A 23406-nucleotide genomic window follows, 5' to 3' on the forward strand; every position below is an offset into this window, starting at 1 on the left:
GAGATATTTAATGTGCTGGGATACTGCTCCGTCCAACCACTCCGCGTCCTGCGGGAGTCTCCGTGGTTAGCCTACGCTAGGATATGGGCTCTACAACTTTTGTAAGAGCTAGCATATTGAACACTGTATATATAAAAGCAATAGACTAAATAACATAATGCCTAGAACCACTGTTTCTAGCTCTTCCAATCGTTGTAGCACTTCCCATTAGCGTAGGAAATAGGCGGAGACTCCCGTGGAATCAGCGCGAGCTGAAGATCTACTTCATTTGTGCTTGCGTCTGCAAGTACCGCTTCGAAGTGAGCTTCCTCGGCACAAGGCAGCAAAGAAGCTTTTCTGGTAGTGGCCTAGCTGAAGCCGTGCCCACAGGACGCGGAGACCATTTCTAGAGCTTTGGTAAGCAGATAAAATATATCAAAATGACCACTATGTCAGACAGTTCTACTTTACATAATCCATATTATGGGAATTTGTTTATTAATTAAGTCAATTATAACCGTATGACCGGTACTTCTAAAATATATGATATGCCAATGGATCTTGAGCACTGTGAAGAACGATGTATACACTTTGTTTACATTATCCTTTTATGCAAAAATGACAAATAAAGTAATTTTCCTTGCGTGTTTTTGCGCTTTGATTTGTTTTTGTGGTATCTTTACATAAAGTAATTACTGAATAAAATGTCTGAAGGTGAGCGAGAATGTATATATTAGAAAAAGCACCGGCGAAAATTAATTTAACGCTTGATGTGCTTTATAAACGCCCGGATCAATATCATGAAATAGCAATGGTTATGACTACGGTAGACTTAGCGGATCGGTTAGAGTTTTTCTTATTAGATAAAGATAAAATTGAAATATCATCTGAAAATCGCTTCGTTCCTAATGACGAGCGTAATTTAGCATATAGAGCTGCCAAAATATTGAAAGAACGATATCAAATCAAACAAGGAGTTCGTATTACCATCGATAAGCAAATCCCGGTAGCTGCTGGTTTAGCCGGAGGCAGTAGTGATGCAGCGGCCACGCTTCGAGGGCTGAACAGGCTGTGGAATCTTCAATTGTCGATGGAGACGTTAGCAGAGTTAGGTTCTGAAGTTGGCTCGGATGTTTCTTTTTGTGTGTATGATTCCACCGCATTAGCAGAAGGCCGTGGTGAAGTGATAACAGAATTACCTGCACCACCACAGTGCTGGGTCGTATTAGCTAAACCGGTTCAAGGAGTATCTACACAATCCGTTTATCAATCGCTTAATCTCGATAATTTGGAACATCCAGACACGGAAGGTATGATCAAGGCAATCAAGACAGGTGATTATGACGGAGTGTGTAACAGGTTAAAAAATGTCCTGGAAACTGTTACGCTACCGAAAAATCCGGAAGTAGAGCAAATTAAACAACAAATGATTCGTTCAGGCGCAGATGCTGTATTGATGAGCGGAAGCGGTCCAACCGTATTTGGACTAGTTCAACAGGAAAGCAGAGCAGATCGGATTTACAATAGTTTAAGGGGATTTTGTGAAGAAGTATATGTAGTTCGTCTGTTAGGAACACATCAAACACTTGATTAAACACGGATAAAATGTTATATTTACGTCAAAATATTCGGATTTTGGGGTGTAGTAATGAAAAGAAGTGATCGCCTGGTTACGATGACCAATTATTTAATAGAGCATCCGATGGAATTAATTTCTCTTCCTTTTTTTTCAGATACGTATGGAGCGGCGAAGTCCTCTATAAGTGAAGACTTATCAATTATTAACCGCATGTTTAAAGAAGATGGAATTGGTTATTTAGAGTCCGTTTCAGGCGCTGCTGGTGGTGTGAAATATATTCCTAATGTGTCATTAGCAAAGAGTGAAGCATTTATTGATGTTCTGTGCCAGCAACTAGAAGACCCTAATCGTCTTTTGCCTGGTGGGTATTTATTTATGAGTGATATTCTAGCTAATCCTAACACGGTAAGAGATATTGGTCGATTATTTGCTTCCAGGTTTGCTGGATTAAAGATAGACTCGATTGTTACTGTTGCTACGAAGGGAATACCGCTGGCATATGCAGTGGCCTCTTTCTTAAATGTACCGGTAGTAATTGTTCGTCGCGACCCTAAAGTAACAGAGGGATCAACCGTCAGTATCAATTATGTTTCTGGATCTTCTAAAAAAATTCAAACGATGGTTCTTTCAAAGCGAAGTCTTAAGCCTGGTGAAAATGTGTGCATCATTGATGATTTTATGAAAGCAGGAGGCACCATAAACGGTATGAAGAGCTTGTTAGAAGAATTTGAGGCTAACGTGAAAGCAATAGGTGTTTTAGCCGAGGCAGAGGATGAGGAAGAAGATCGTGTTGTAGATGACTATACTTCTCTTGTTCAAATTAAAAATGTGGACTCTAACAGTCATGAAATTGAGGTAATTAAAGGCAACTATTTCACCGGAAAGTAACCCTTATCACGTCAGTTATTATCGAATTATGTCGCATATTATGTGAATCCATAAAAAATTTTAAAAATAGAAAATTTTTTAAAAAAATTAGCAGGAATTTTCATAAATTTGTTGAATTTAAGTAATAAGTTCTTAATAAGGGAAAAGGTGGTGAGACATAATGGAAGTAACTGACGTGAGATTACGCCGCGTGAATACCGATGGAAGAATGCGAGCTATCGCATCCATTACGTTAGATGATGAGTTTGTGGTACACGATATTCGAGTAATTGATGGAAATAATGGAATGTTTGTAGCAATGCCTTCTAAGCGCACACCGGATGGTGAATTTAGAGATATTGCGCATCCAATTAACTCTGGTACGCGAGCTAAAATTCAAGACGCTGTCTTAGAAGAATATCAACGTGCTGGAGAAGCTGAAGTTGAATATGAAGAAGCAGGTGCTTCTTAAAGAAAAAAGCCTAATCAGACCTGATTAGGCTTTTTCGTTATAGGTCAAGAAAGTATAAATTTTGGGCTATATGATGTTCGCTGACAGAAACGGCCAAGTCCGGCTCCAGCGCCCAGAGACTAGGCGACTTCGCGAAATCGCCCTACGATAAGTCATCATCGATTCGCAAGCTCACCGTGATTCCTTTATCTCAGTTGATTCGCTCCACTCGCTACGTCTCTAAACGGGCGCTTGCGCCTTTGTTCCTAAAATTCATAAAATAGACACATTACGAAAACCCCGCATTTGCCGTCATAGTAGATTGGAAAGCAATCTATTCTTCCAACTATTCCATAGTCCTTCTTTGTTGAAAATCACTAATTTTTCGTATATATTCATAATTGGGATATTATTGTACAATTTTATAAAAAATATATTATACATGTTCAATGCTTACCACCAAAAGAACGGAGGGACCAATTTGTCTAATCGATATGCAGTAGTTTTAGCAGCTGGTAAAGGTACCAGAATGAAATCAAATCTATACAAAGTACTTCATCCGGTTTTAGGAAAGCCTATGGTTCAACATGTGGTTGATCAATTAAAAGCGTTACAACTATCAAGTATAACGACGGTAGTTGGATTCGGTGCAGAGAAAGTACAGGATCAATTAGGAACGGATTCCGAATTTGTTATTCAGGAAGAGCAGCTTGGGACAGGCCATGCCGTTCAGCAAGCAGAGAAGTTTTTAGGTGATAAAAAAGGGACAACAATTGTTGTTTGTGGTGATACCCCATTACTAACAAAGGATACGTTGCAAGCAGTATTAGATCATCATGAACAAGAGGCAGCAGCTGTAACGATACTTACCGCTCATGCTGATAATCCGGCAGGTTACGGAAGAATTGTCCGAAACGAAGACAGTCAAGTTAGTAAAATTGTAGAACAAAAAGATGCAACTGATGCTGAACAGGCGATTCAGGAGATTAACACAGGTACATATTGTTTTGATAATGAATGGTTATTTGATGCACTCAAGCAGGTTTCGAATGATAATTCACAAGGGGAATATTATTTGCCAGATGTGATCGAAATTGCACAGAAAGCAAATAAAAACGTGTCAGCCTATCAAACAGCTGATTTTGCTGAAACGATTGGTGTCAATGATCGTGTTGCACTTTCTCAAGCAGAAAAACTAATGAAATTACGGATTAATGAGCAACATATGAGAAATGGCGTTACGATTATTGATCCTGATAATACATACATTGGATCAGATGTGAAGATCGGAACCGATGTTGTTATTGAGCCTGGCTGTGTATTAAAAGGCTCCACAACGATTCATAACGAAGCTGTTATTGGGCCAAATTCAGAGCTGAACGATTGTGAGATTGGTGAGCACACTGTTGTACGCCATAGTGTGGTGAATTCAAGCGCTGTTGGTCAACGTGTCCAAATTGGACCATTTGCGCACATTCGTCCAGCTGCTTCGATTGGTGATGACACCAAAATAGGTAACTTTGTTGAAATTAAAAAAGCAAAAATCGAAAATAACAGTAAGGTATCTCACCTTAGCTATATAGGCGACGCCGAAGTTGGTCGTAATGTCAATATTGGCTGTGGAACGATTACTGTCAATTATGATGGTAAAAATAAATTCAAAACCATTATTGAAGATGATGCGTTTATTGGCTGTAATGCGAATTTGATCGCACCGGTAACGATTGGTAAGGGCTCATTAGTGGCAGCAGGTTCGACCATTCACGAGGATGTTCCTGGTGATGCATTATCTATTGGCCGAGCAAAACAAGTGAACAAAGAAGATTACGCAAAAAAATATAAATAATTCAACAATTATATGGAGGTATACAAATGTCCTATAAGGATTCATCCTTAAAAGTATTTACATTAAACTCGAATCCAAACCTAGCCGAAGAGATTGCAGCCAATATTGGGGTGGAATTAGGAAAAAGCTCGGTAACGAAATTTAGTGATGGAGAAATTCAGATCAATATAGAAGAAAGTATACGTGGCTGCGATGTATATGTTGTGCAGTCCACTTGTGAGCCAGGTAACCAGCACATCATGGAATTATTAATCATGATCGACGCGTTAAAACGAGCTTCAGCCAAATCGATTAATATTGTAATGCCTTATTATGGGTATGCGAGACAAGACCGAAAAGCACGTGCTCGTGAACCAATCACGGCTAAACTTGTTGCTGATTTATTACAAACAGCTGGTGCTACAAGAGTCATTACGCTGGATCTCCATGCTCCGCAGATCCAAGGTTTCTTTGATATTCCAGTTGATCAATTGGTCGGGGTACCAATTCTTTCAAGTTACTGGAGTAAAAAAGGGCTGGATGATATTGTCGTAGTATCTCCAGACCACGGCGGGGTAACAAGAGCGCGACAACTAGCAGACCGCTTAAAAGCACCAATCGCAATTATTGATAAGCGTCGTCCGCGTCCGAATGTAGCAGAAGTAATGAATATTGTCGGTAATATCGAAGGAAGAACAGCGATATTGATTGATGATATCATTGATACAGCAGGCACAATTACGTTAGGTGCAAATGCGCTGATCGAAAACGGGGCAACCGAAGTATATGCTTGCTGTACGCACCCTGTCTTATCAGGACCAGCAATTGAACGAATTGAACATTCTAACATTAAAGAATTAGTGGTAACAAATTCTATTCCATTACAAGAAGAAAAGCATTTAGATAAGATTACACAGCTATCAGTAGCGCCATTAATCAGTGAAGCGATTATCCGTGTTCACGAACGTCAATCCGTTAGTATTTTATTTGATTAATAAGAAAAAACCGGGCATAACTCGCCCGGTTTTATTGAAATAAATTATATATATACAACTTCCTATAATGTGGATTATGTTAAGTGCAACTGTCTGACGTTGTGGTAATTTTGATAGGTTTCATCTGCTTAGCAAAGCTCCGGAAATAGGCTCCGCGTCCTGTGGGCACGGATTCAGCTAGGCTACTACTTGAACAGCATCTTTGCTGCCTTGTGCCGAGGAAGCTCACTTCGAAGCGATACTTGCAGACACAGGCACAGACCAAGTGGATCTTCAGCTCGCGCTGATTCCACGGGAGTCTCCGCCTATTTCCTACGCTTATGGGAAGTACTACAACGATTGGAACAGCTAGAAGCAGTGGTGCTTAGCAATGTATTTCATCAATTATGGTGTAAATCTTGCAGATAGTGCTTCATATCCTAGCTGCCGCATAAATTGTGGAGCTATACATCAGCGGAGGCCAACCACGGAGACTCCCGCGGGATTGTGCAGGTGCTGGAGCTAACTTTGTGAAGCGTTATTCTTCACAAAGTTAGCTCCAGCCGTGCCCCGCAGGACGCGGAGTGGTTGGACGGAGCGGTATCATACCACACAAGTTTTTTCAAAATGACCACTAAGCGGCTAGTTTACATAATCCACATTATAGGAACTAAACTTTCTGTTCAATAGATTACTGTATTACTGCTGTGACTGCACTTTTATACTTTCTTGATTCACATTTCTAAAAAAATGTTTAGTCCTAATCATTCAAGGGAAAAATAATCGTAACAGTTATTTTATGGAGGGTGATTTCTATGGCAATAACATTAGAAGCGAAGAAAAGAGAAGATTTACGTACATCAAATACAAAAGCAATTCGATTAGCAGGAGAAGTACCTGCAATCATTTACGGATATCAAGTAGATCCTAAAACAGTTGCAGTAAACAGTCTTGAATTATTAAAAACAGTAAGAGATGAAGGGAAAAACGCGATTATCTCTTTACAGGTAGATGGTGATTCAGTAGATGTCATGCTGCACGAATACCAAACCGATCCATTGAAGGACGAATTAGTGCACGCCGATTTCTATGCGGTGAATATGAAAGAAGAGCTGGATGTCCAGGTGCCTGTAGTATTAAATGGTGAAGCAATCGGTGTGAAAGAAGGTGGCGTATTACAGCAGCCATTGTATGAATTAGCACTTCGAGCAAAACCAAAGGATATTCCAGAACAAATTACGATTGAAGTTGCGGGTTTGAATGTTGGTGACAGTATTCTTGTTTCCGACTTGAAGGAAGGCAAGAATTACGAAATTATGGAAGATGAAGGAACGACTATCGTATCGATCCTTGTTCCAGATGAAGAGCCAGCAGAAGAACCGGAAGCAGCCGAAGAATCGGAAGAACCGGAAGCTGCAGCAGATACGGAAGAAGATAAAAACGAAGAATAAGGATTAAGACGCAACTGCAAAAGTTGCGTCTTTTCACCGTAAATTGTGTTAAACTATAAATAGTTAAAATTTAGTTAAAGGGAAGACAACTATAATGAAATGTATCGTAGGATTAGGGAATCCAGGAAGTAAATATCACGAAACGCGGCATAACGTTGGCTTTATGGTTATCGATGAATTACTAAAGCGCCATGGCTGGCAATTAAGCAAAGGAAAGTTTAAAGGTCACTTTACCATCGAAACGTATGAAGGTGAAAAGGTGATCCTGTTAGAGCCACAAACGTTTATGAATTTGTCAGGTGAATCGCTTCGGCCACTGATGGAGTTTTATGATTTAACGCCGGAACAAGTGACGGTTATCTATGATGATCTGGATTTACCGCTTGGCAAAATCCGTTTAAGACAAACAGGTGGCCATGGTGGTCATAATGGTGTACGTTCCTGTATCGATCAATTAGGAACAAAGCAATTTAACCGGCTGCGTTTTGGTATTGGAAGACCGGAATCACCAATAACTGTCACTGATTATGTATTAGGCAAGTTCAATGATGACGAAAAAACGGATTTAGAACCAGCTATTAATCATGCAGCTGATGCCATGGAAGCATGGGTGACAAAGCCTTTTCAGAAGGTAATGAACGATTATAACAAATAAATTCGCATCAATGGTGTATAGTTTTTATTATTCGCGGCAAAAATAATCTTAAAATGTGATTCCTTTCCGTTAAAGGAGGCGCGAATAATGACCTTAATTTATTCATGCAAGCATTGTGGTACCGAAATTGGCAGATTGCAGCCACACATGTTAAATTTAGAAAAGATCGGCTGGCATGTCCTGTCAATGGAGGAGAAGGAAAAGCTTATCCAATATCATCCTGATCAACCGATGACATTACAGTCTATCTGTGAGAATTGTCAGCAATTATTAGATCAGCATCCACAATATCATGAACTAGATTATTTTATTCAATAATTCAGCTGAAATAAGGGTTGTCTTGAGGGGATGCTATTTCCGCTTTATGGATGAATGAAACATGTATTTATTCATTTGCGCAGTGATAGCAGGCTTTTTGGACAACTCAATTTTGCGCTGTTTGGCAATTATCCTAATCGTGTGCATATATTAGTTTTAAGATTATTAGGGGGAACATTATGTATGAACTAAAGCAATATCTTCAAGACCGCGATGATTTCTATTCGATTATTGATGGGGTTCAATCCGGTTTAAAAGAACAACTTGTATCTGGTTTATCGGGTTCCGCAAAAAGTATGTTTGCTGGATTAATCCAGGAATCAACGCAAAAGAAGTCCATCATTATTACGCATCAATTATCACAGGCACAGCAGTTATATGAGGACCTCCAGGAATTTTCAACTGATGAACACATCTATTTATATCCTGTAAACGAGTTGTTGGCTTCTGAATTAGCGGTGGCAAGCCCAGAGTTATTAAGTCAGCGAATCCTCGCTTTGAATAATTGGCTGAACCAAGATAATGGCATATTAATTGCACCTGTAGCTGCTTTGAAGCGGATGTTACCGCCGATGGCATATTGGCAAGAATACCAGCTGGATGTTGCCCTTGATCAAGTAATTGATATCGATCAGACACTAACCACGTTAATTGAAATGGGTTATGTCAGGCAGGATATGACCGCGAGTCCTGGAGAGTTCAGTTTGCGTGGTGGTATTTTAGATATTTATCCAATTACCGAAGATCAGCCAATCCGTATCGAGTTATTTGATGATGAAATTGACTCTATTCGCTATTATGATGCGGAATCGCAACGGTCATTAGAGAAGCAGGACAGCATGAGGATCTATCCTACAACGGAATTGTTGCTGAAGGAACATGATCTTGTTGCAGCGGCACAGAAGCTAGAAGAATCCCTTCATGACACAATGAAAAAAATCAAAAACAAATCAGATCAGCAAATATTGACGGAGTCGATAACGGCTGACATAGAACGATTAAACCATTGTGAGCGTTTTCAGGAAATGAGAAAATACGTCTCCTTTTTCTATGAACAAAACTATAGTTTACTAGACTATTTACCAGAAGATGGTTTTGTTATCTTGGATGAAATGAGCAGAATCCAGGAAACAGCCGTACACCTCGACAATGAAGAGCAAGAATGGCTGAAAGATAATCTCCAAAGAGGAAAAGCTGTTCGGGATTTACAATTGTCGTTTGACTGGCATGATGCATGGCAACGGATGAAACAACAGCGTTTGTACCTCTCTGTTTTCTTGCGTCACATACCGAACACCAATCCGGCAAATATTGTGAACTTATCTTGCCGTGCTATGCAACAATTTCATGGGCAAATGAATCTGTTACAAAATGAAATGGAGCGTTGGCATAAGGCGGATTACTCGGTTATTATTCTGGCACCAAATCGCAGCAGAATGGAAAAAATTCAGTCCGTACTGGAAGATTACCAAATGAATGCTGTGATCAGTGAAGAATTACCAGCATTGCCTGTTTCACAGCCTGTGATTACGATTGGCAACGTTAGTGGTGGTTTTGAGTTACCCATGCATAAATTGGCGGTCATCACTGAGAATGAATTATTTAAACAAAAAACAACACGAAAAAAACGAAAACAAAAAATATCGAATGCAGAACGGATCAAAAGTTATCAGGAGTTACAAGTTGGCGATTACGTTGTGCATACCAATCATGGTATTGGCCGCTATATTGGTATTGAAACATTAGCAGTGAACGGATTGCATAAAGATTTTATGCTGCTTAAATATTCAGGTGACGATAAACTATTTGTACCTATCGATCAGATTGATCTGGTTCAGAAATATGTTGGTTCTGAAGGTAAGGAGCCGAAGTTATACCGCTTGGGTGGTAACGACTGGAATAAAGTCAAACGAAAAGTGCAATCCAAAGTAGAAGATATTGCAGATGACCTGATGAAGTTATATGCAGAAAGAGAAGCTGCCAAAGGCTTTGCTTTTTCTCCAGATACGGAAATGCAACGTGACTTTGAAGCTTCTTTCCCGTATCAGGAAACAGAGGATCAAATACGTTGTATCGAAGAAATCAAAGAAGATATGGAGAAAGAACGACCTATGGATCGACTGCTTTGTGGGGACGTTGGGTATGGCAAGACAGAGGTGGCGATTCGTGCCGCGTTTAAAGCAATAACAGAAGGCAAACAAGTGGCGATCCTCGTTCCAACGACCATTTTGGCCCAACAGCACTATGAAACAGTATTGGAACGTTTTCAAGATTATCCAATTAATATAGGTCTGCTCAGCCGGTTCCGAACACGTAAGCAGCAAACGGAAACGTTGAAAGGATTAAAAAATGGTACCATCGATATTGTGATTGGTACACACCGTTTATTGTCTAAAGATGTGGTATATAAAGAATTAGGATTACTGGTTGTTGATGAAGAGCAACGATTTGGTGTGAAGCATAAGGAAAAAATTAAACAATTAAAAACAAATGTCGATGTTTTAACGTTAACAGCGACACCTATTCCACGTACATTACACATGTCGATGCTTGGGGTGCGTGATCTGTCTGTCATTGAAACACCACCGGAAAATCGATTCCCAATTCAGACCTATGTCATGGAATACAATGCACCGTTAGTAAGAGAAGCGATTGAGCGGGAATTGTCCCGTGGAGGCCAAGTATTCTTTTTATACAATCGTGTTGAATCGATTGATAAGGTCGCACAAGATATTCAAATGCTTGTAGAAGATGCTCGTGTGACAGTTGCCCATGGACAGATGAACGAATCGGAATTGGAGAATGTTATGTTTTCCTTCTTAGAAGGCGAAGCAGATGTGTTAGTAAGTACGACGATTATTGAAACAGGGGTAGATATCCCGAATGTGAACACGTTAATTGTTAATGACGCGGATAAAATGGGGCTAAGCCAACTCTATCAATTGCGTGGACGAGTAGGTCGTTCCAATCGCGTTGCCTATGCGTATTTCACCTATCAGCAGGATAAAATTCTAACAGAAGTGTCAGAGAAAAGGTTACAGGCTATCAAGGAATTTACCGAATTAGGATCTGGATTTAAAATTGCCATGCGTGATTTATCGATTCGAGGTGCTGGAAATATATTAGGTGCGCAACAGCACGGATTTATCGATTCAGTAGGTTTTGATATGTATTCTCAAATGCTGAATGAAGCGGTAGAAGCGAAAAAACAAGGAAAAGCAGTGGAAGATGTGCAACCATTTGAAGTCGATTTAGACTTGAAAGTCGATGCCTATATTCCAGATCAATATATTCCTGATGAGAAACAAAAGATTGATATGTATAAACGTTTCCAAGCTATTTATTCACAAGAAGATATTCATGACCTTCGTGATGAATTAATTGATCGTTTTGGCGATTATCCAGAAGAGGTGGCAAACCTATTCCATGTGTCGACGTTAAAAATGATGGCCAAACGGGAAAAAATCGAAGCTATTACCGAACGAAAACAAAAAATTGAAGTATTGGTGGATGGCGATAGAAGTCAGGAAATTGACGGAGCCAAATTATTTGAGTTTGCTAACCAATATGGACGTCAAATTCAACTCGGCACCGAAGACCGTAAATTAAAGGTCACTTTCCGGTTTGAACCATCTCAACATTTCAAGCGTTATGAGCTGTTAGAGGAATTTATCCAGACCTTAACCGAGATGAAACAAACGCCAGTTGCCTAAAGGAAAAATAAATTACCGAAAAAAAGGTATAGTTTCCATTTTAAATAATCATACTAACTCTACAACATAATTATTTCACATACGAAATAATGGTTTGTCATGTTTTAATCTAGAAAGAGAGGTAATATGATTATGAAGGCAACAGGTATTGTACGACGTATTGATGATTTAGGAAGGGTAGTAATTCCAAAAGAAATTCGCCGGACACTCCGGATACGTGAAGGTGATCCGCTAGAGATCTTTGTTGATCGCGATGGTGAAGTTATTTTGAAGAAGTATTCGCCAATTAGTGAACTAGGTGATTTTGCTACGGAGTATGCGGAGGCATTATTCGATTCATTAGATTTATCGGTTCTCATCAGTGATCGTGACGAGATAATTGCTGTAGCAGGTGAGTCAAAGAAGGATTATTTAAGTAAACATATATCGAAAAAGATTGATCAAATGATGGATAACAGAGAATCATTTATGGAAACAAGCAAGAGCAGCCTAGAAATAATTGAAAACAAAGAAGAAGAGCTGGAAGCCTATCTCATTCAGCCAATAGTAGCTGGTGGCGATCCAATCGGATGTATGGTGATCTTTACAAAGGAAGCGAAAGATTTTGGAGATGCAGAGAAGAAATCAGCCCAAACCGCAGCAACTTTTCTTGCCAAGCAAATGGAATAGTACACGAAAGGATAGTATAGAGGTGGCAACGCATGCTTCTATACTATTTTTTTGTTAAGCAAAGAAAGTATATAAGTACAGTCGTAGAAGTAATCATGCTGAATAGGAAGATAGGGTTCCTATAATATGGATTATGTCAACTAGCCATCGCTAGCCAAGCATCCATATTGAGATATTTAATGTGCTAGGATACCGCTCCGGCCAACCACTCCGGCACGGCTGAAGCTAACTTTGTGAAGAAGATCGCTTCACAAAGTGGATCTTCAGCGCCTGCATAATCCCGCGGGAGTCTCCGTGGTTGGCCTACGCTAGAATTGGGAGTCTACAATTTTTGTATGAGCTAGTATATTGATCGTATGCATATATAATAGATATGGAAAAATGCCTAGAACCACTGCTTTTTGCTGTTCCATACGTTGTAGCACTTCCCTAAAGCGTAGGAAATAGGCGGAGACTCCCGTGGAATCAGCGCGAGCGAAGATCCATTTAGGAAAGAAAAGATTTTCTTTCCTAAATTAGCTGAAGCCGTGCCCACAGGACGCGGAGCCTATTTCTGGAGCTTTGCTAAGCAGATAAACGATATCAAAATGACCATTTGGCAATACAGTCTTTGTTAACATAATCCATATTATGGGAAGTTGTTTATTAATGAAGTCAATTAGGACCGGGTGGTTTGTGCCCGGTTTTTCTTATCATCTATTTTTAGTAATGTGGATTATGCCAAGCTTCAAAGCACAATATCAAAATTAATACATATACAGTTTTATGACCTTCCGTAAGTCTTTTGTCCCAAAAACGTTAATTAATCCCATATTATTCCACTATAAAATATAGCATATGAGATGATAATTCTATTTGTTTTTAGTACAATAGGAAATTGTAATCAAAAAAGAAAGTGAGGTGGAGAGAGATGGACGAACAAGTGACGGTATTGAAAGCGTTAAATAACAATGTTATCATTGCCAAACACCCTTTCTATAAAGAGGTTATTATGATCGGAAAAGGCTTAGGGTTCGGCAAGCAAAAAGGAGACATTGTTTCACAGGAGCAAGCAGAGAAAACCTTTTTGTTAAAAGATGAACAGGAACAAGCACAATACAAACAATTAGTATCTTATATTGATTCAGCTATTTTAGAAATATTGAATGAAGTGATGCTTCTAATTGAAGAGCGGATGGGCGAATCACTTCATGAGCATATTCACGTTGCTCTGACGGATCACTTATCATTTGCGATTAACCGAGCTAATCAAAATGTGAATTTTTCCAACCCATTTTTGTTTGAGATTGAATCGTTATATACGAAGGAGTTCCAAGCAGCCCAAGAGGTTGTCTCTGTTATACATGATCGGACTGGGGTGCAATTGCCCGAAGCGGAAGTCGGTTTTATTGCGTTGCATATTCATAGCGCTATAACGAATAAAACGATACATGATATGAACCGTCACCATACATTAATTACCGAACTAGTTGCGATCATTGAAGAGAATTTACACATTCAATTAACGAAGCATGATATCAATTATAACCGATTAATACAGCATCTCCACCGAGCAATCGAAAGGGTTTACCAACGTGAGCAATTAGCGGAACAAACAAATTTAGCAAAAGTATTGAAAGCGACTTATCCTTTGTGCTATAATCTAGCATGGAAATTAGTTAAAGTGATGCAACAGCAATTACATATACCGGTAGATGAATCAGAGGTATTGTATTTAACGATTCATTTGCAACGATTAACGCAATCATAAACGTGTTACTGATTCGATCAGGCATGAGTAATAAGGTTGTTTATTGGGAAGTGTATAGGAGAAGTATATTCTTTTATTCCGATTCTCAAAAACACTCGACCTTTTGCTCATGCCTTTTTTGTTGTTTGAAAACGGTTGTGTAAGCTGTTGCACGACATAAATATTTTCAGAGGAGGAAATACAATGTCCAATATATTTGGTACTCTACAAAAAGTAGGGAAAGCGTTAATGTTACCAGTAGCCTTATTACCAGCAGCTGGTATCTTAATGGCATTTGGTACGAGCTTTGCTCAAGACCAATGGGTAGAGAAGTTCCCATGGTTCGGAAATGCCACTGTTCAAAAAGTGTTAGAGGTAATGTCTGAAGCAGGCGGTATTGTCTTTGATAACTTGCCGTTACTATTTGCGGTGGGTGTAGCTATCGGTTTAGCTAAAGGTGATGGTGTAGCCGGGCTCGCAGCTATTATAGGTTACTTAATTATGAACGTAACAATGGGCGTATTCGGAGATATAACAATGGAAATGACTTCCGAGCCTGCCTATGCGAGTGTCTTAGGTGTTCCTACACTGCAAACCGGTGTGTTCGGTGGTATTATAGTCGGTATACTGGCCGCCTATATGTATAACAGGTACTTTGATATAGAAATGCCACAGTTTCTAGGTTTCTTTGCAGGTAAACGTTTCGTACCAATTATTACTGCGTTTTCTGCGTTAATTTTAGGTATTGTAATGTTCCTTGTTTGGCCATTTGCACAAAATGGTTTAAACGCAGTTTCTCATTTTATGCTTGAAACAAACAGAACGCTTTCAACATTCGTATTTGGTGTAATCGAGCGTTCGTTAATTCCATTTGGCTTGCACCACATTTTCTATTCACCATTCTGGTTTGAATTTGGTTCTTATACAAATGCAGCAGGAGAAATTATTCGTGGGGATCAAACGATCTTCTTCGAACAATTAAAAGATGGTGTTGATTTTACAGCAGGTAACTTTATGACTGGTAAGTTCCCGTTTATGATGTTTGGTTTACCAGCGGCAGCATTAGCAATTTATCATACGGCAAAACCTGAGCGTAAGAAAGTGGTTGGAGGGATCATGTTCTCTGCGGCATTAACTTCTTTCTTAACAGGTATTACAGAGCCGTTAGAATTCTCATTCTTATTCGTAGCACCAGTATTATTTGGTATTCACGCGGTTTTCGCCGGTTTATCATTTATGACGATGTATTTATTAGATGTCAAAATCGGTATGACGTTCTCAGGTGGTCTGATTGACTTTATCCTGTTCGGTGTTATGCCTAACCGTACCGACTGGTGGTGGGTCATCATCGTTGGTTTAGTGTTCGCAGTGATTTACTACTTCGGTTTCCGTTTTGCTATTCAGAAATTCAACTTGGCTACTCCAGGTCGTGAAGATGAAGCAGCAGATGCGGAAGAAGAGGGCGAGGTAGATGACCGACCTTATGAAATACTAGAAGCGATGGGTGGAAAAGACAACATTACCAACCTTGATGCTTGTATCACTCGTTTACGTGTAAGTGTTGGCGACAAAGGTAAAGTAAACAAAAATCGATTAAAACAATTAGGTGCATCAGGAGTTATGGAAGTTGGTAACAACATTCAGGCGATTTATGGTCCATCTTCTGATACCATCAGAGGTCAAATGCAAGATATTATGGATGGAAAAACGCCGGTAAAAGCGGACGCTAAAGAAGAAAATAATGGCGTTGCTACTGATGTAACAGCTGGTGATCTTGATTTCGTCAGTCCGATGGAAGGGGAAGTAATGCCTTTATCTGAAGTGCCGGATCAAGTATTTTCACAGAAAATGATGGGTGATGGTTTTGCTATTAAGCCGTCTAATGGTGAGATTGTTTCGCCGGTAAACGGTAAAATCATCAACATCTTCCCGACGAAGCATGCGATTGGTATTGAGGCGGATAATGGTACAGAAATTCTTATTCATATCGGTATCGATACAGTCAATCTGAAAGGTGAAGGCTTTACAGCGAAAGCAGAAGAAGGGCAAGAGATCAAACAAGGTCAAGTATTGATGGAAGTTGATTTAGACTACATCAGCAACAATGCACCTTCTACCGTAACACCTGTTATCTTCACCAACTTAGCTGAAGGTCAGTCTATTCAGCTAAACGCGTCAGGAAACATTAAAAAAGAAGATACAAACATCTTTCAAATTAATCAATAAAAACCAAAACCTCCTGGGATAATCGCATCTCTGGAGGTTTTTGCTTTATAAGACTAGAAAAGTGTATAATCATTTTCACTAGCGAGCTAAGATTTAAAAAGTAAAAAGGATTCTTATAATATGGATTATGTCAACAAAGGCTGTATTGCCAAATGATCATTTTGATATAGATTATCTGCTTAGCAAAGCTCCGGAAATAGGCTCCGCGTCCTGTGGGCACGGCTTCAGCTAGGCTACTACTCGAACAGCTTCTGTGCTGCCTTGTGCCGAGGAAGCCCACTTCGAAGCGATTCTTGCAGACACAGGCACAGACTAAGTGGATCTTCAGCTCGCGCTGAGGCATGAGGAGTCTCCGCCTATTTCCTACGCAAGGGAAGTGCTACAACTTATGTAACTGCAAAAAGCAGTGGTTCTAGACAATTTTCAATAGCTATTATATATGCATACGATCACTATGCTAGCTCTTACAAAAATTGTAGAGTCCCAATCCTAGCGAAGGCCAACCACGTAGACTCCCGCGGGATTATGCAGGCGCTGAAGATCCACTTTGTGAAGCGATCTTCTTCACAAAGTTAGCTTCAGCCGTGCCCCCAGGACGCGGAGTGGTTGGCCGAAGCGGTATCCTAGCACATTAAATATCTCAATATGGCTGCTTGGCTAGCGATGGCTAGTTAACATAATCCATATTATAGGAAGTTGTTTATTAATGAAGTCAACTAGGACCGGGTGGGTTATGTCCGGTTTTTCTTAGTGAGTCAAGAAAGTATAAATTTTGGGCTATATGATGTTCGCTGACAGAAACGGCCACGTCCGGCTCCAGCGCCCAAAGACTAGGCGACTTCGCGAAATCGCCCTACGATAAGTCATCATCGATTCGCAAGCTCACCGTGATTCCTTTATCTCAGTTGATTCGCTCCACTCGCTACGTCTCTAAACGGGCGCTTGCGCCTTTGTTCTACTACACCTTTATAATATAGATTCTCTTATGTGGCTATGATCAATTTTCTGCTGATAATATTCTGCAATATATCATAAGTACCAGCACTACTTAATCTAGGACGCCTGATTATACAGTCATTTCCTTTTGGCTGTGTTATAATGACAGGGAATTAAGTGACTGAAGGAAGTAAATAATGAAGAATGAAAATCGTTCAAATAAACAGCTTTATAAAGGAGCTTTTGCTTTAGTAACAGCTGGGTTGGTTAGTAAGGTGATCAGTGCCTTTTACCGGATACCGTTGCAAAATTTAACCGGAGATATCGGCTTCTATATTTATCAGCAAATCTATCCTATTTTAGGGATTGCTTTTATGCTGGCGCTATATGGCTTTCCGTCTGCGATTTCAGGGTATTTGGCAGAGCGTGGTCGATACAAGGATAAGCAAGTATATCCCGCCTTTTTTTTGGCTATGTTACTATTTTCGGTGTTGCTGTTCCTGCTATTGTATCTGTTTAGTCCGTTGCTGGCGGAATGGATGGGGGATAAGGAGTTAGCAGCATCCATTCGCCATACGGCTTGGGTTTTTTTGTTTGTCCCTTTTGTTGCATTATGGAGAGGAATTGCACAGTCTGAACAAATGATGGAGTCCATTGCTTATTCACAAATGATTGAACAGCTAATACGAGCGTTCGTTATTATTTGTGCAGCCATTCTAATCTATAACCGAAGTATGGATGTCTACGATATATCATTTGGCGCAATGATTGCCAGCGTGCTCGCACTAAGTGCATCCAGTCTCTTTATGTATGTATATAGGAAACAAAAAAAGAAAAAAATCAAAAGCAATATTTCCTTCGTTCCGGATGTGTCCCTGATAACATTGATGGGAAAAATAATTGGGGCGGGAATTGTCATCAGCCTTAACCATATGCTCTTATTACTATTACAGCTTGCGGATGCCTTCACGATCGTACAAGGCTTGATGGATTACGGGCAAACATTGACAGCATCTACTGCTACAAAAGGAATTTTTGATAGAGGTCAGCCTTTATTGCAATTGGTGACTGTGGTAGGGTCTTCTTTTGCAATGGCACTTGTGCCGCAAGTTTCAAGGACGAGCTGGCAGCTCCATAAAGATGAAACGATTGATAAGGTGCGAATGACATTAAAATACTGTGTCTTGTTATCTGTAGGGGCAACAATAGGATTGATTGTTCTATTTCCTGAAATCAATCAATTATTATTTCAAAATCAGGCAGGGACAGCTAGTCTCAGGTTGCTGTCTTTATCCTTGTTATTTACTTGTCTGATCATTACCGTTGCTTCCACCTTGCAAAGTTTTGGTTATATGAAATGGACAGCAATTATCTTATTTGTCGGCTTATGGATCAAAGTGTTGCTTAATCACCTTTTTATACCACAAATCGGTATAACAGGAGGGGCTGTAGCAACGGTAGTTACGGTTTTTCTTATTTTTATCTGCAATTTCTCCTTTTTGAAATACTTGTTAAAGGGAGAACGACTACTGGTGCTGCCATGGCTTAAACTGATTGCTGCAGGCGGTCTGATGGCCATTATCATACTCGCGGTCAAACAGTTAATCACACTTTTTACAACACTTGAAGAAAGATTCTCATTACTTTGTTTTGTTTTATTTAGTGTTATAGCGGGTTTGTTCGTGTATCTTTTCCTTATTGTAAAATGGAAATTTATCACGAATCAGGAATTAGCAGTATTACCAATTCCAGAGAGATGGAAGAAAGGAATGGAGCGTAAACAATGAAACCATTGATTGAAGTTATTGGCCTTGGTGCTGGCGATATTAACCAGTTGCCGTTAGGTATTTATCGAAAACTGACAAATAGTGAAATAAACTGTTATGTAAGAACCATAGACCATCCTGTCATTGACTCATTACGGGAAGAAGCGGTCTCATTTCAATCATTCGATACAGTTTATGAAAAATATGATCAATTTGAGGCGGTCTACAAGGAAATAGCTAGTACTTTAAAAGAAAAGGCAACAGCAGACGGAAACGTACTCTATGCTGTGCCTGGGCACCCAATGTTGGCCGAACAGACCGTACAGCTCCTATTAAATGATACAGATATTGAGGTGAGGATCGTTGGTGGTCAGAGCTTCCTGGATGACTTGTTTTCTGCATTAAAGATCGATCCGATAGAAGGCTTTCAATTTCTGGATGCCACCTCCTTTGAACGTCGTCAATTACAGCTAAGTCAGCATATCGTATTTTGTCAGGTGTATGATGCATTCATTGCTTCGGAAGTAAAATTAACATTGCTCGAAGATTTACCGCCGGAATATCCGATATATATTGCAGAAGCAGTGGGAAGTGAGCAGGAATCAGTAATCCAAATTCCACTTGTCGAATTAGATCAGCAAATGAAACTTAGTAATTTAACGAGTGTCTATCTGCCACCTGTCGACAAGACATTACTGCATCATCAGTTCTATCAATTGAAAGATATTATTGCCACGTTGCGAAGTCCCGAAGGCTGTCCGTGGGACCGAAAACAGACGCATCAAACATTAAAAAAATATTTAGTGGAAGAGACATATGAAGTACTTGAAGCAATTGATAGAGAAGATGATGAAGCAGTAGCTGAAGAACTAGGTGATGTGCTGTTACAAATTATGTTACATAGTGAAATTGGAGAAGAGGCAGGATTTTTTACCATCGATGACGTAATATATAGTATTACGGAAAAAATGATTCGCAGGCATCCACATGTATTTGGTGATGTCGTAGTCCGTGATGAAGACGATGTTATGGATAATTGGCAGTCTATTAAAAAGCAGGAAAAAGGGGAAGAAACCATACTGCAGCAGTTGAATAAAGGTATGCCTGCCAATCTTTTGGCGGAAGAAATCCAGAAGCAGGCTGCTAAAGTAGGCTTTGACTGGAAAGAGGTAGAACCTATCTGGGAGAAGGTTTACGAGGAGTTGGAAGAGTTTAAAGCAACAGAGAGATTATCATCTCATGTTGAGCGGGAAAAAGAATTTGGAGATATACTATTTGCAATGATTAACTTAGGAAGATATTATAAGATTAATCCAGAAATTGCTTTAATGCGGACTAATCAAAAATTTATTAATCGTTTCCAATTCGTAGAGTCAAAAGTTAACGAAAGTGAAAAAGATTGGGATTCCTATACGTTAGCGGAATTGGACGAGTTTTGGGAAGAGGCAAAGCAATTTGATAATTAATGAAAGTAGAGGAAGGGAATTAATCTATGCGATTGGATAAGTTCTTAAAAGTTTCTCGATTAATAAAGAGACGTACATTAGCGAAAGAAATAGCAGATCAAGGCAGAATTATTGTCAATGGCAGCAAGGCAAAAGCGGCGACTAATATCGTAGTTGGCGATGAACTGAAGATACAATTTGGTCAGAAACTATTAACAATCGAGATAGACGCTTTAAAAGAAACTGTAAAAAAAGACGAAGCTAGTGAGTTATATACCATTAAGCAAGAAGAATATATTAAGGCAGAATAGTTAACTGGCATAGTTCTAAACTTGTCCCTTTATTCATATATTAGTGATGGATAAAGGGAGGGAATATTAGATGAATTACTATGACAAAAAATCAATGCCAGCACCTCAAATGGAGCATAATGTCAAAATGATCAATCGACGTCTATTAGAAATAGACGGTGTAAAAGAAGTAGACAGCTTCGACAGTGAAGAATTTCTTTTGCAGACGGTAATGGGATATTTAGTGATCCGCGGCGATAACTTGCAGATGAAAAATCTTGACGTAGAATCTGGTCATGTTTCGATCAAAGGGAAGATTTATGAGCTTTCTTATTTGGACGAGCAACATGGGGAGAAAGCTAAAGGATTGTTTAGCAAGCTATTCAAATGACGTTAAGCACACAATTTTTGACCATGATAACAATGGTGTTATCCGGTGTGTATTTAGGGGCAAGCTACTATACCTTTAAACGGATGGCACAATTGTGGCGTTCGAGCATAATATGGAAGTATGTCCTTGAATTGTTATTTTGGCTGATTCAGGCAGTGGTCATCTATTTTGTCTTGTTTTGGGTAAATGAGGGCATACTGCGGTTCTATATTTTCTTGGCGGTGCTTTGTGGTTATGCCATGTTTAAAAGCTTGTTTGAGGGGCTGTTCAGTCGCGTTCTCGATAGTATCATCGGAGCAATTAAGCGAATATATCATTTTATATATCGCACCATAGAGATCCTGTTGGTGAAACCGATCTTTTTTATTGTGTCAGTCGTGATTATTTGTGTGACCAAGCTCTATCAAGCAATTGTATTTGTGTTAGTTGCTTTATTCAGTATACTGGCATGGCCGTTCCGGATGGTTTTTTCTCTTGTTGAAAAACTTCTTCCGAAAAATGCGAAAAAATATCTACATCCTTTTTCTAAATTATATAGTAAAATAAAAAACAAAGACTAATTCTTGCTAAAGGAGGCAGAATAGTATGGCCAAACGCAATAATGTATCCCGTATTAACGAAGCATTTATTGAACAACATGATGCACAAATGAAACGGCAAATTCGCAGAAAGAAGAAATTATATCGCAGGTTGATGTTATTTGGAGCAGTGATGGCCATTACTATGATCTTTTTAACGACTTATCATATAAACCAGCGTACGACATACCATGATATGAAGCAGGAATACACGGATCTGTCAGACGAATTAACGACGATGCAAACAAAAGAGAAGAAACTGCAAGAAGAAATCGAATTATTAAATGATGAAGAATATTTATTACAAATAGCCAAAACGAATTATTTCTTTACTGAAGAGGGTGAGATTGTCTTTAAATTGCCTGAAGAGGATCCATCTTATTGACACCGTTTTACGTGCATGGCTATAATATAACTGTAGGATATTTTTTTTAAATTTTAAGGAGGAGCAATTTTTTTATGTCAATCGAAGTAGGCAGCAAGTTGCAGGGAAAGGTAACTGGTATCACTAATTTTGGAGCGTTCATCGAATTACCAGGAGGTAAGACTGGTTTGGTTCACATTAGTGAAGTTGCCGATAATTATGTTAAAGACATTAATGAGCACCTAACTGTTGGCGATGAAGTCACAGTCAAAGTTCTTAATGTAGAAGAAGATGGAAAGATTGGTTTGTCAATTAAAAAGGCGAAGGATAATCCAGCCCCATCCAATCGTCGTAAACATCAAGGCAATCCAAAAAATAACCGCGACAGAGGCGAATCATTCGAACAAAAAATGAATCGTTTCTTAAAAGATTCTGAAGATCGCTTAGCGACGCTTAAAAAGCATACAGAATCAAAACGTGGAGGACGAGGGGCGAGAAAAGGGTAAATACTTGCTGTCTATGAATAAGTAGAGAAGACGGATGTGCCTCGTAACTATATATTTTCGAAAAAACTACCGATGTTTCGTCGGTAGTTTTTTTATATGCCACGATAGTGATTCAGCGCAACAGATTATGGTGAAAATGAATGGTTCAGCATAGTTCTACTTAAGAGGATACACTAAGAAAAACCGGGCATAAACCGCCCGGTCCTATTTGATATAAATTTTATATAACTACCTATAATATGGATTATGTCAACTAGCCATCGCTGCCAAGCATCCATATTGAAATATTTAATGAGCTAGGATACCGCTCCGTCCAACCACTCCGCGTCCTGCGGGGCACGGCTGGAGCTAACTTTGTGAAGAAGGTCGCTTCACAAAGTGGATCTCCAGCACCTGCACAATCCCGCGGGAGTCTCCGTGGTTGGCCTACGCTAGGATGGGGGCTCTACAATTTTTGTAAGAGCTAGTATATTGATCGTATGCATATATAATAGCTATTGAAAAATGCTTAGAACCACTGCTTTTTGCTGTTCCATACGTTGTAGCACTTCCCTAAAGCGTAGGAAATAGGCGGAGACTCCCGTGGAATCAGCGCGAGCTGAAGTTCCATTTCATTTGTGCCTGCGTCTGCAAGTACCGCTTCGAAGTGAGCTTCCTCGGCACAAGGCAGCAAAGAAGCTTTTCAGGTAGTGGC

At 39.5% G+C, this 23406-nt stretch carries 19 protein-coding genes; all 19 read left to right on the forward strand.

The features are described 5' to 3' along the window. Nucleotides 1–703 precede the first annotated feature (703 nt). A complete protein-coding gene (ispE, locus tag MUN87_RS13940; protein WP_244741078.1) occupies nt 704–1573 on the forward strand; it encodes a 4-(cytidine 5'-diphospho)-2-C-methyl-D-erythritol kinase in 870 nt (289 codons plus the stop codon). A gap of 54 nt (nt 1574–1627) precedes the next feature. Next, nucleotides 1628–2446, forward strand: a complete 819-nt coding sequence (purR, locus tag MUN87_RS13945; protein WP_244741080.1) for a pur operon repressor — start codon at nt 1628–1630, stop codon at nt 2444–2446. A gap of 160 nt (nt 2447–2606) precedes the next feature. Beyond that, nucleotides 2607–2897 carry a septation regulator SpoVG gene (gene spoVG / locus MUN87_RS13950; protein WP_244721816.1) on the forward strand — a complete coding sequence of 97 codons (291 nt, stop codon included), beginning with the start codon at nt 2607–2609 and terminating at the stop codon, nt 2895–2897. A 460-nt stretch (nt 2898–3357) separates the two neighbouring features. Next, the gene (gene glmU / locus MUN87_RS13955) at nt 3358–4722 is read left to right on the forward strand and encodes a bifunctional UDP-N-acetylglucosamine diphosphorylase/glucosamine-1-phosphate N-acetyltransferase GlmU (protein WP_244741081.1); all 1365 of its coding nucleotides are present in this window, start codon (nt 3358–3360) and stop codon (nt 4720–4722) included. Nucleotides 4723–4748: 26 nt separating this feature from the next. Then, on the forward strand, nt 4749–5696 hold the full coding sequence (locus MUN87_RS13960; RefSeq protein ID WP_244741083.1) for a ribose-phosphate diphosphokinase: 948 nt from the start codon (nt 4749–4751) through the stop codon (nt 5694–5696). Between the two features lie 794 nt (nt 5697–6490). Then, a complete protein-coding gene (locus MUN87_RS13965; protein ID WP_244741085.1) occupies nt 6491–7126 on the forward strand; it encodes a 50S ribosomal protein L25/general stress protein Ctc in 636 nt (211 codons plus the stop codon). Between the two features lie 94 nt (nt 7127–7220). After that, on the forward strand, nt 7221–7781 hold the full coding sequence (gene pth, locus MUN87_RS13970; RefSeq protein WP_244741086.1) for an aminoacyl-tRNA hydrolase: 561 nt from the start codon (nt 7221–7223) through the stop codon (nt 7779–7781). 87 nt (nt 7782–7868) lie between these two features. Further along, nucleotides 7869–8099 carry an anti-sigma-F factor Fin gene (gene fin / locus MUN87_RS13975; protein ID WP_244741088.1) on the forward strand — a complete coding sequence of 77 codons (231 nt, stop codon included), beginning with the start codon at nt 7869–7871 and terminating at the stop codon, nt 8097–8099. A gap of 179 nt (nt 8100–8278) precedes the next feature. Further along, entirely contained in the window at nt 8279–11812 is a 3534-nt protein-coding gene (gene mfd, locus MUN87_RS13980) for a transcription-repair coupling factor (protein ID WP_244741089.1), read from the forward strand. A 132-nt stretch (nt 11813–11944) separates the two neighbouring features. Further along, nucleotides 11945–12481 carry a stage V sporulation protein T gene (gene spoVT / locus MUN87_RS13985; protein WP_305037453.1) on the forward strand — a complete coding sequence of 179 codons (537 nt, stop codon included), beginning with the start codon at nt 11945–11947 and terminating at the stop codon, nt 12479–12481. 910 nt (nt 12482–13391) lie between these two features. Then, nucleotides 13392–14231 (forward strand): glucose PTS transporter transcription antiterminator GlcT, encoded by an 840-nt coding sequence (gene glcT, locus MUN87_RS13990; protein WP_244741093.1) that lies wholly within the window; start codon nt 13392–13394, stop codon nt 14229–14231. 183 nt (nt 14232–14414) lie between these two features. Continuing rightward, nucleotides 14415–16436 carry a glucose-specific PTS transporter subunit IIBC gene (gene ptsG, locus MUN87_RS13995; RefSeq protein WP_244741095.1) on the forward strand — a complete coding sequence of 674 codons (2022 nt, stop codon included), beginning with the start codon at nt 14415–14417 and terminating at the stop codon, nt 16434–16436. 1133 nt (nt 16437–17569) lie between these two features. Next, nucleotides 17570–19159 carry a putative polysaccharide biosynthesis protein gene (locus tag MUN87_RS14000; RefSeq protein WP_244741096.1) on the forward strand — a complete coding sequence of 530 codons (1590 nt, stop codon included), beginning with the start codon at nt 17570–17572 and terminating at the stop codon, nt 19157–19159. Beyond that, entirely contained in the window at nt 19156–20604 is a 1449-nt protein-coding gene (gene yabN / locus MUN87_RS14005) for a bifunctional methyltransferase/pyrophosphohydrolase YabN (RefSeq protein WP_244741098.1), read from the forward strand. The genes MUN87_RS14000 and yabN overlap by 4 nt, the downstream gene beginning before the upstream one ends. A gap of 26 nt (nt 20605–20630) precedes the next feature. Further along, nucleotides 20631–20894: an RNA-binding S4 domain-containing protein gene (locus MUN87_RS14010; protein ID WP_244741100.1), complete on the forward strand. Its 264-nt coding sequence runs from the start codon at nt 20631–20633 to the stop codon at nt 20892–20894. Between the two features lie 70 nt (nt 20895–20964). Then, complete coding sequence (gene yabP, locus MUN87_RS14015) at nt 20965–21264, forward strand: sporulation protein YabP (RefSeq protein WP_244721780.1); 300 nt, start codon at nt 20965–20967, stop codon at nt 21262–21264. Further along, nucleotides 21261–21824: a spore cortex biosynthesis protein YabQ gene (gene yabQ / locus MUN87_RS14020; RefSeq protein ID WP_244741101.1), complete on the forward strand. Its 564-nt coding sequence runs from the start codon at nt 21261–21263 to the stop codon at nt 21822–21824. Before yabP ends, yabQ begins: the two co-directional genes overlap by 4 nt. A gap of 25 nt (nt 21825–21849) precedes the next feature. Next, nucleotides 21850–22227, forward strand: a complete 378-nt coding sequence (locus tag MUN87_RS14025) for an FtsB family cell division protein (RefSeq protein ID WP_244741103.1) — start codon at nt 21850–21852, stop codon at nt 22225–22227. A 74-nt stretch (nt 22228–22301) separates the two neighbouring features. Then, nucleotides 22302–22712: a S1 domain-containing RNA-binding protein gene (locus MUN87_RS14030; RefSeq protein WP_244741105.1), complete on the forward strand. Its 411-nt coding sequence runs from the start codon at nt 22302–22304 to the stop codon at nt 22710–22712. Nucleotides 22713–23406 lie beyond the last annotated feature (694 nt).

This window comes from Gracilibacillus salinarum, assembly GCF_022919575.1.
In the GTDB taxonomy this organism is placed as follows: Bacteria; Bacillota; Bacilli; order Bacillales; family Amphibacillaceae; genus Gracilibacillus; species Gracilibacillus salinarum.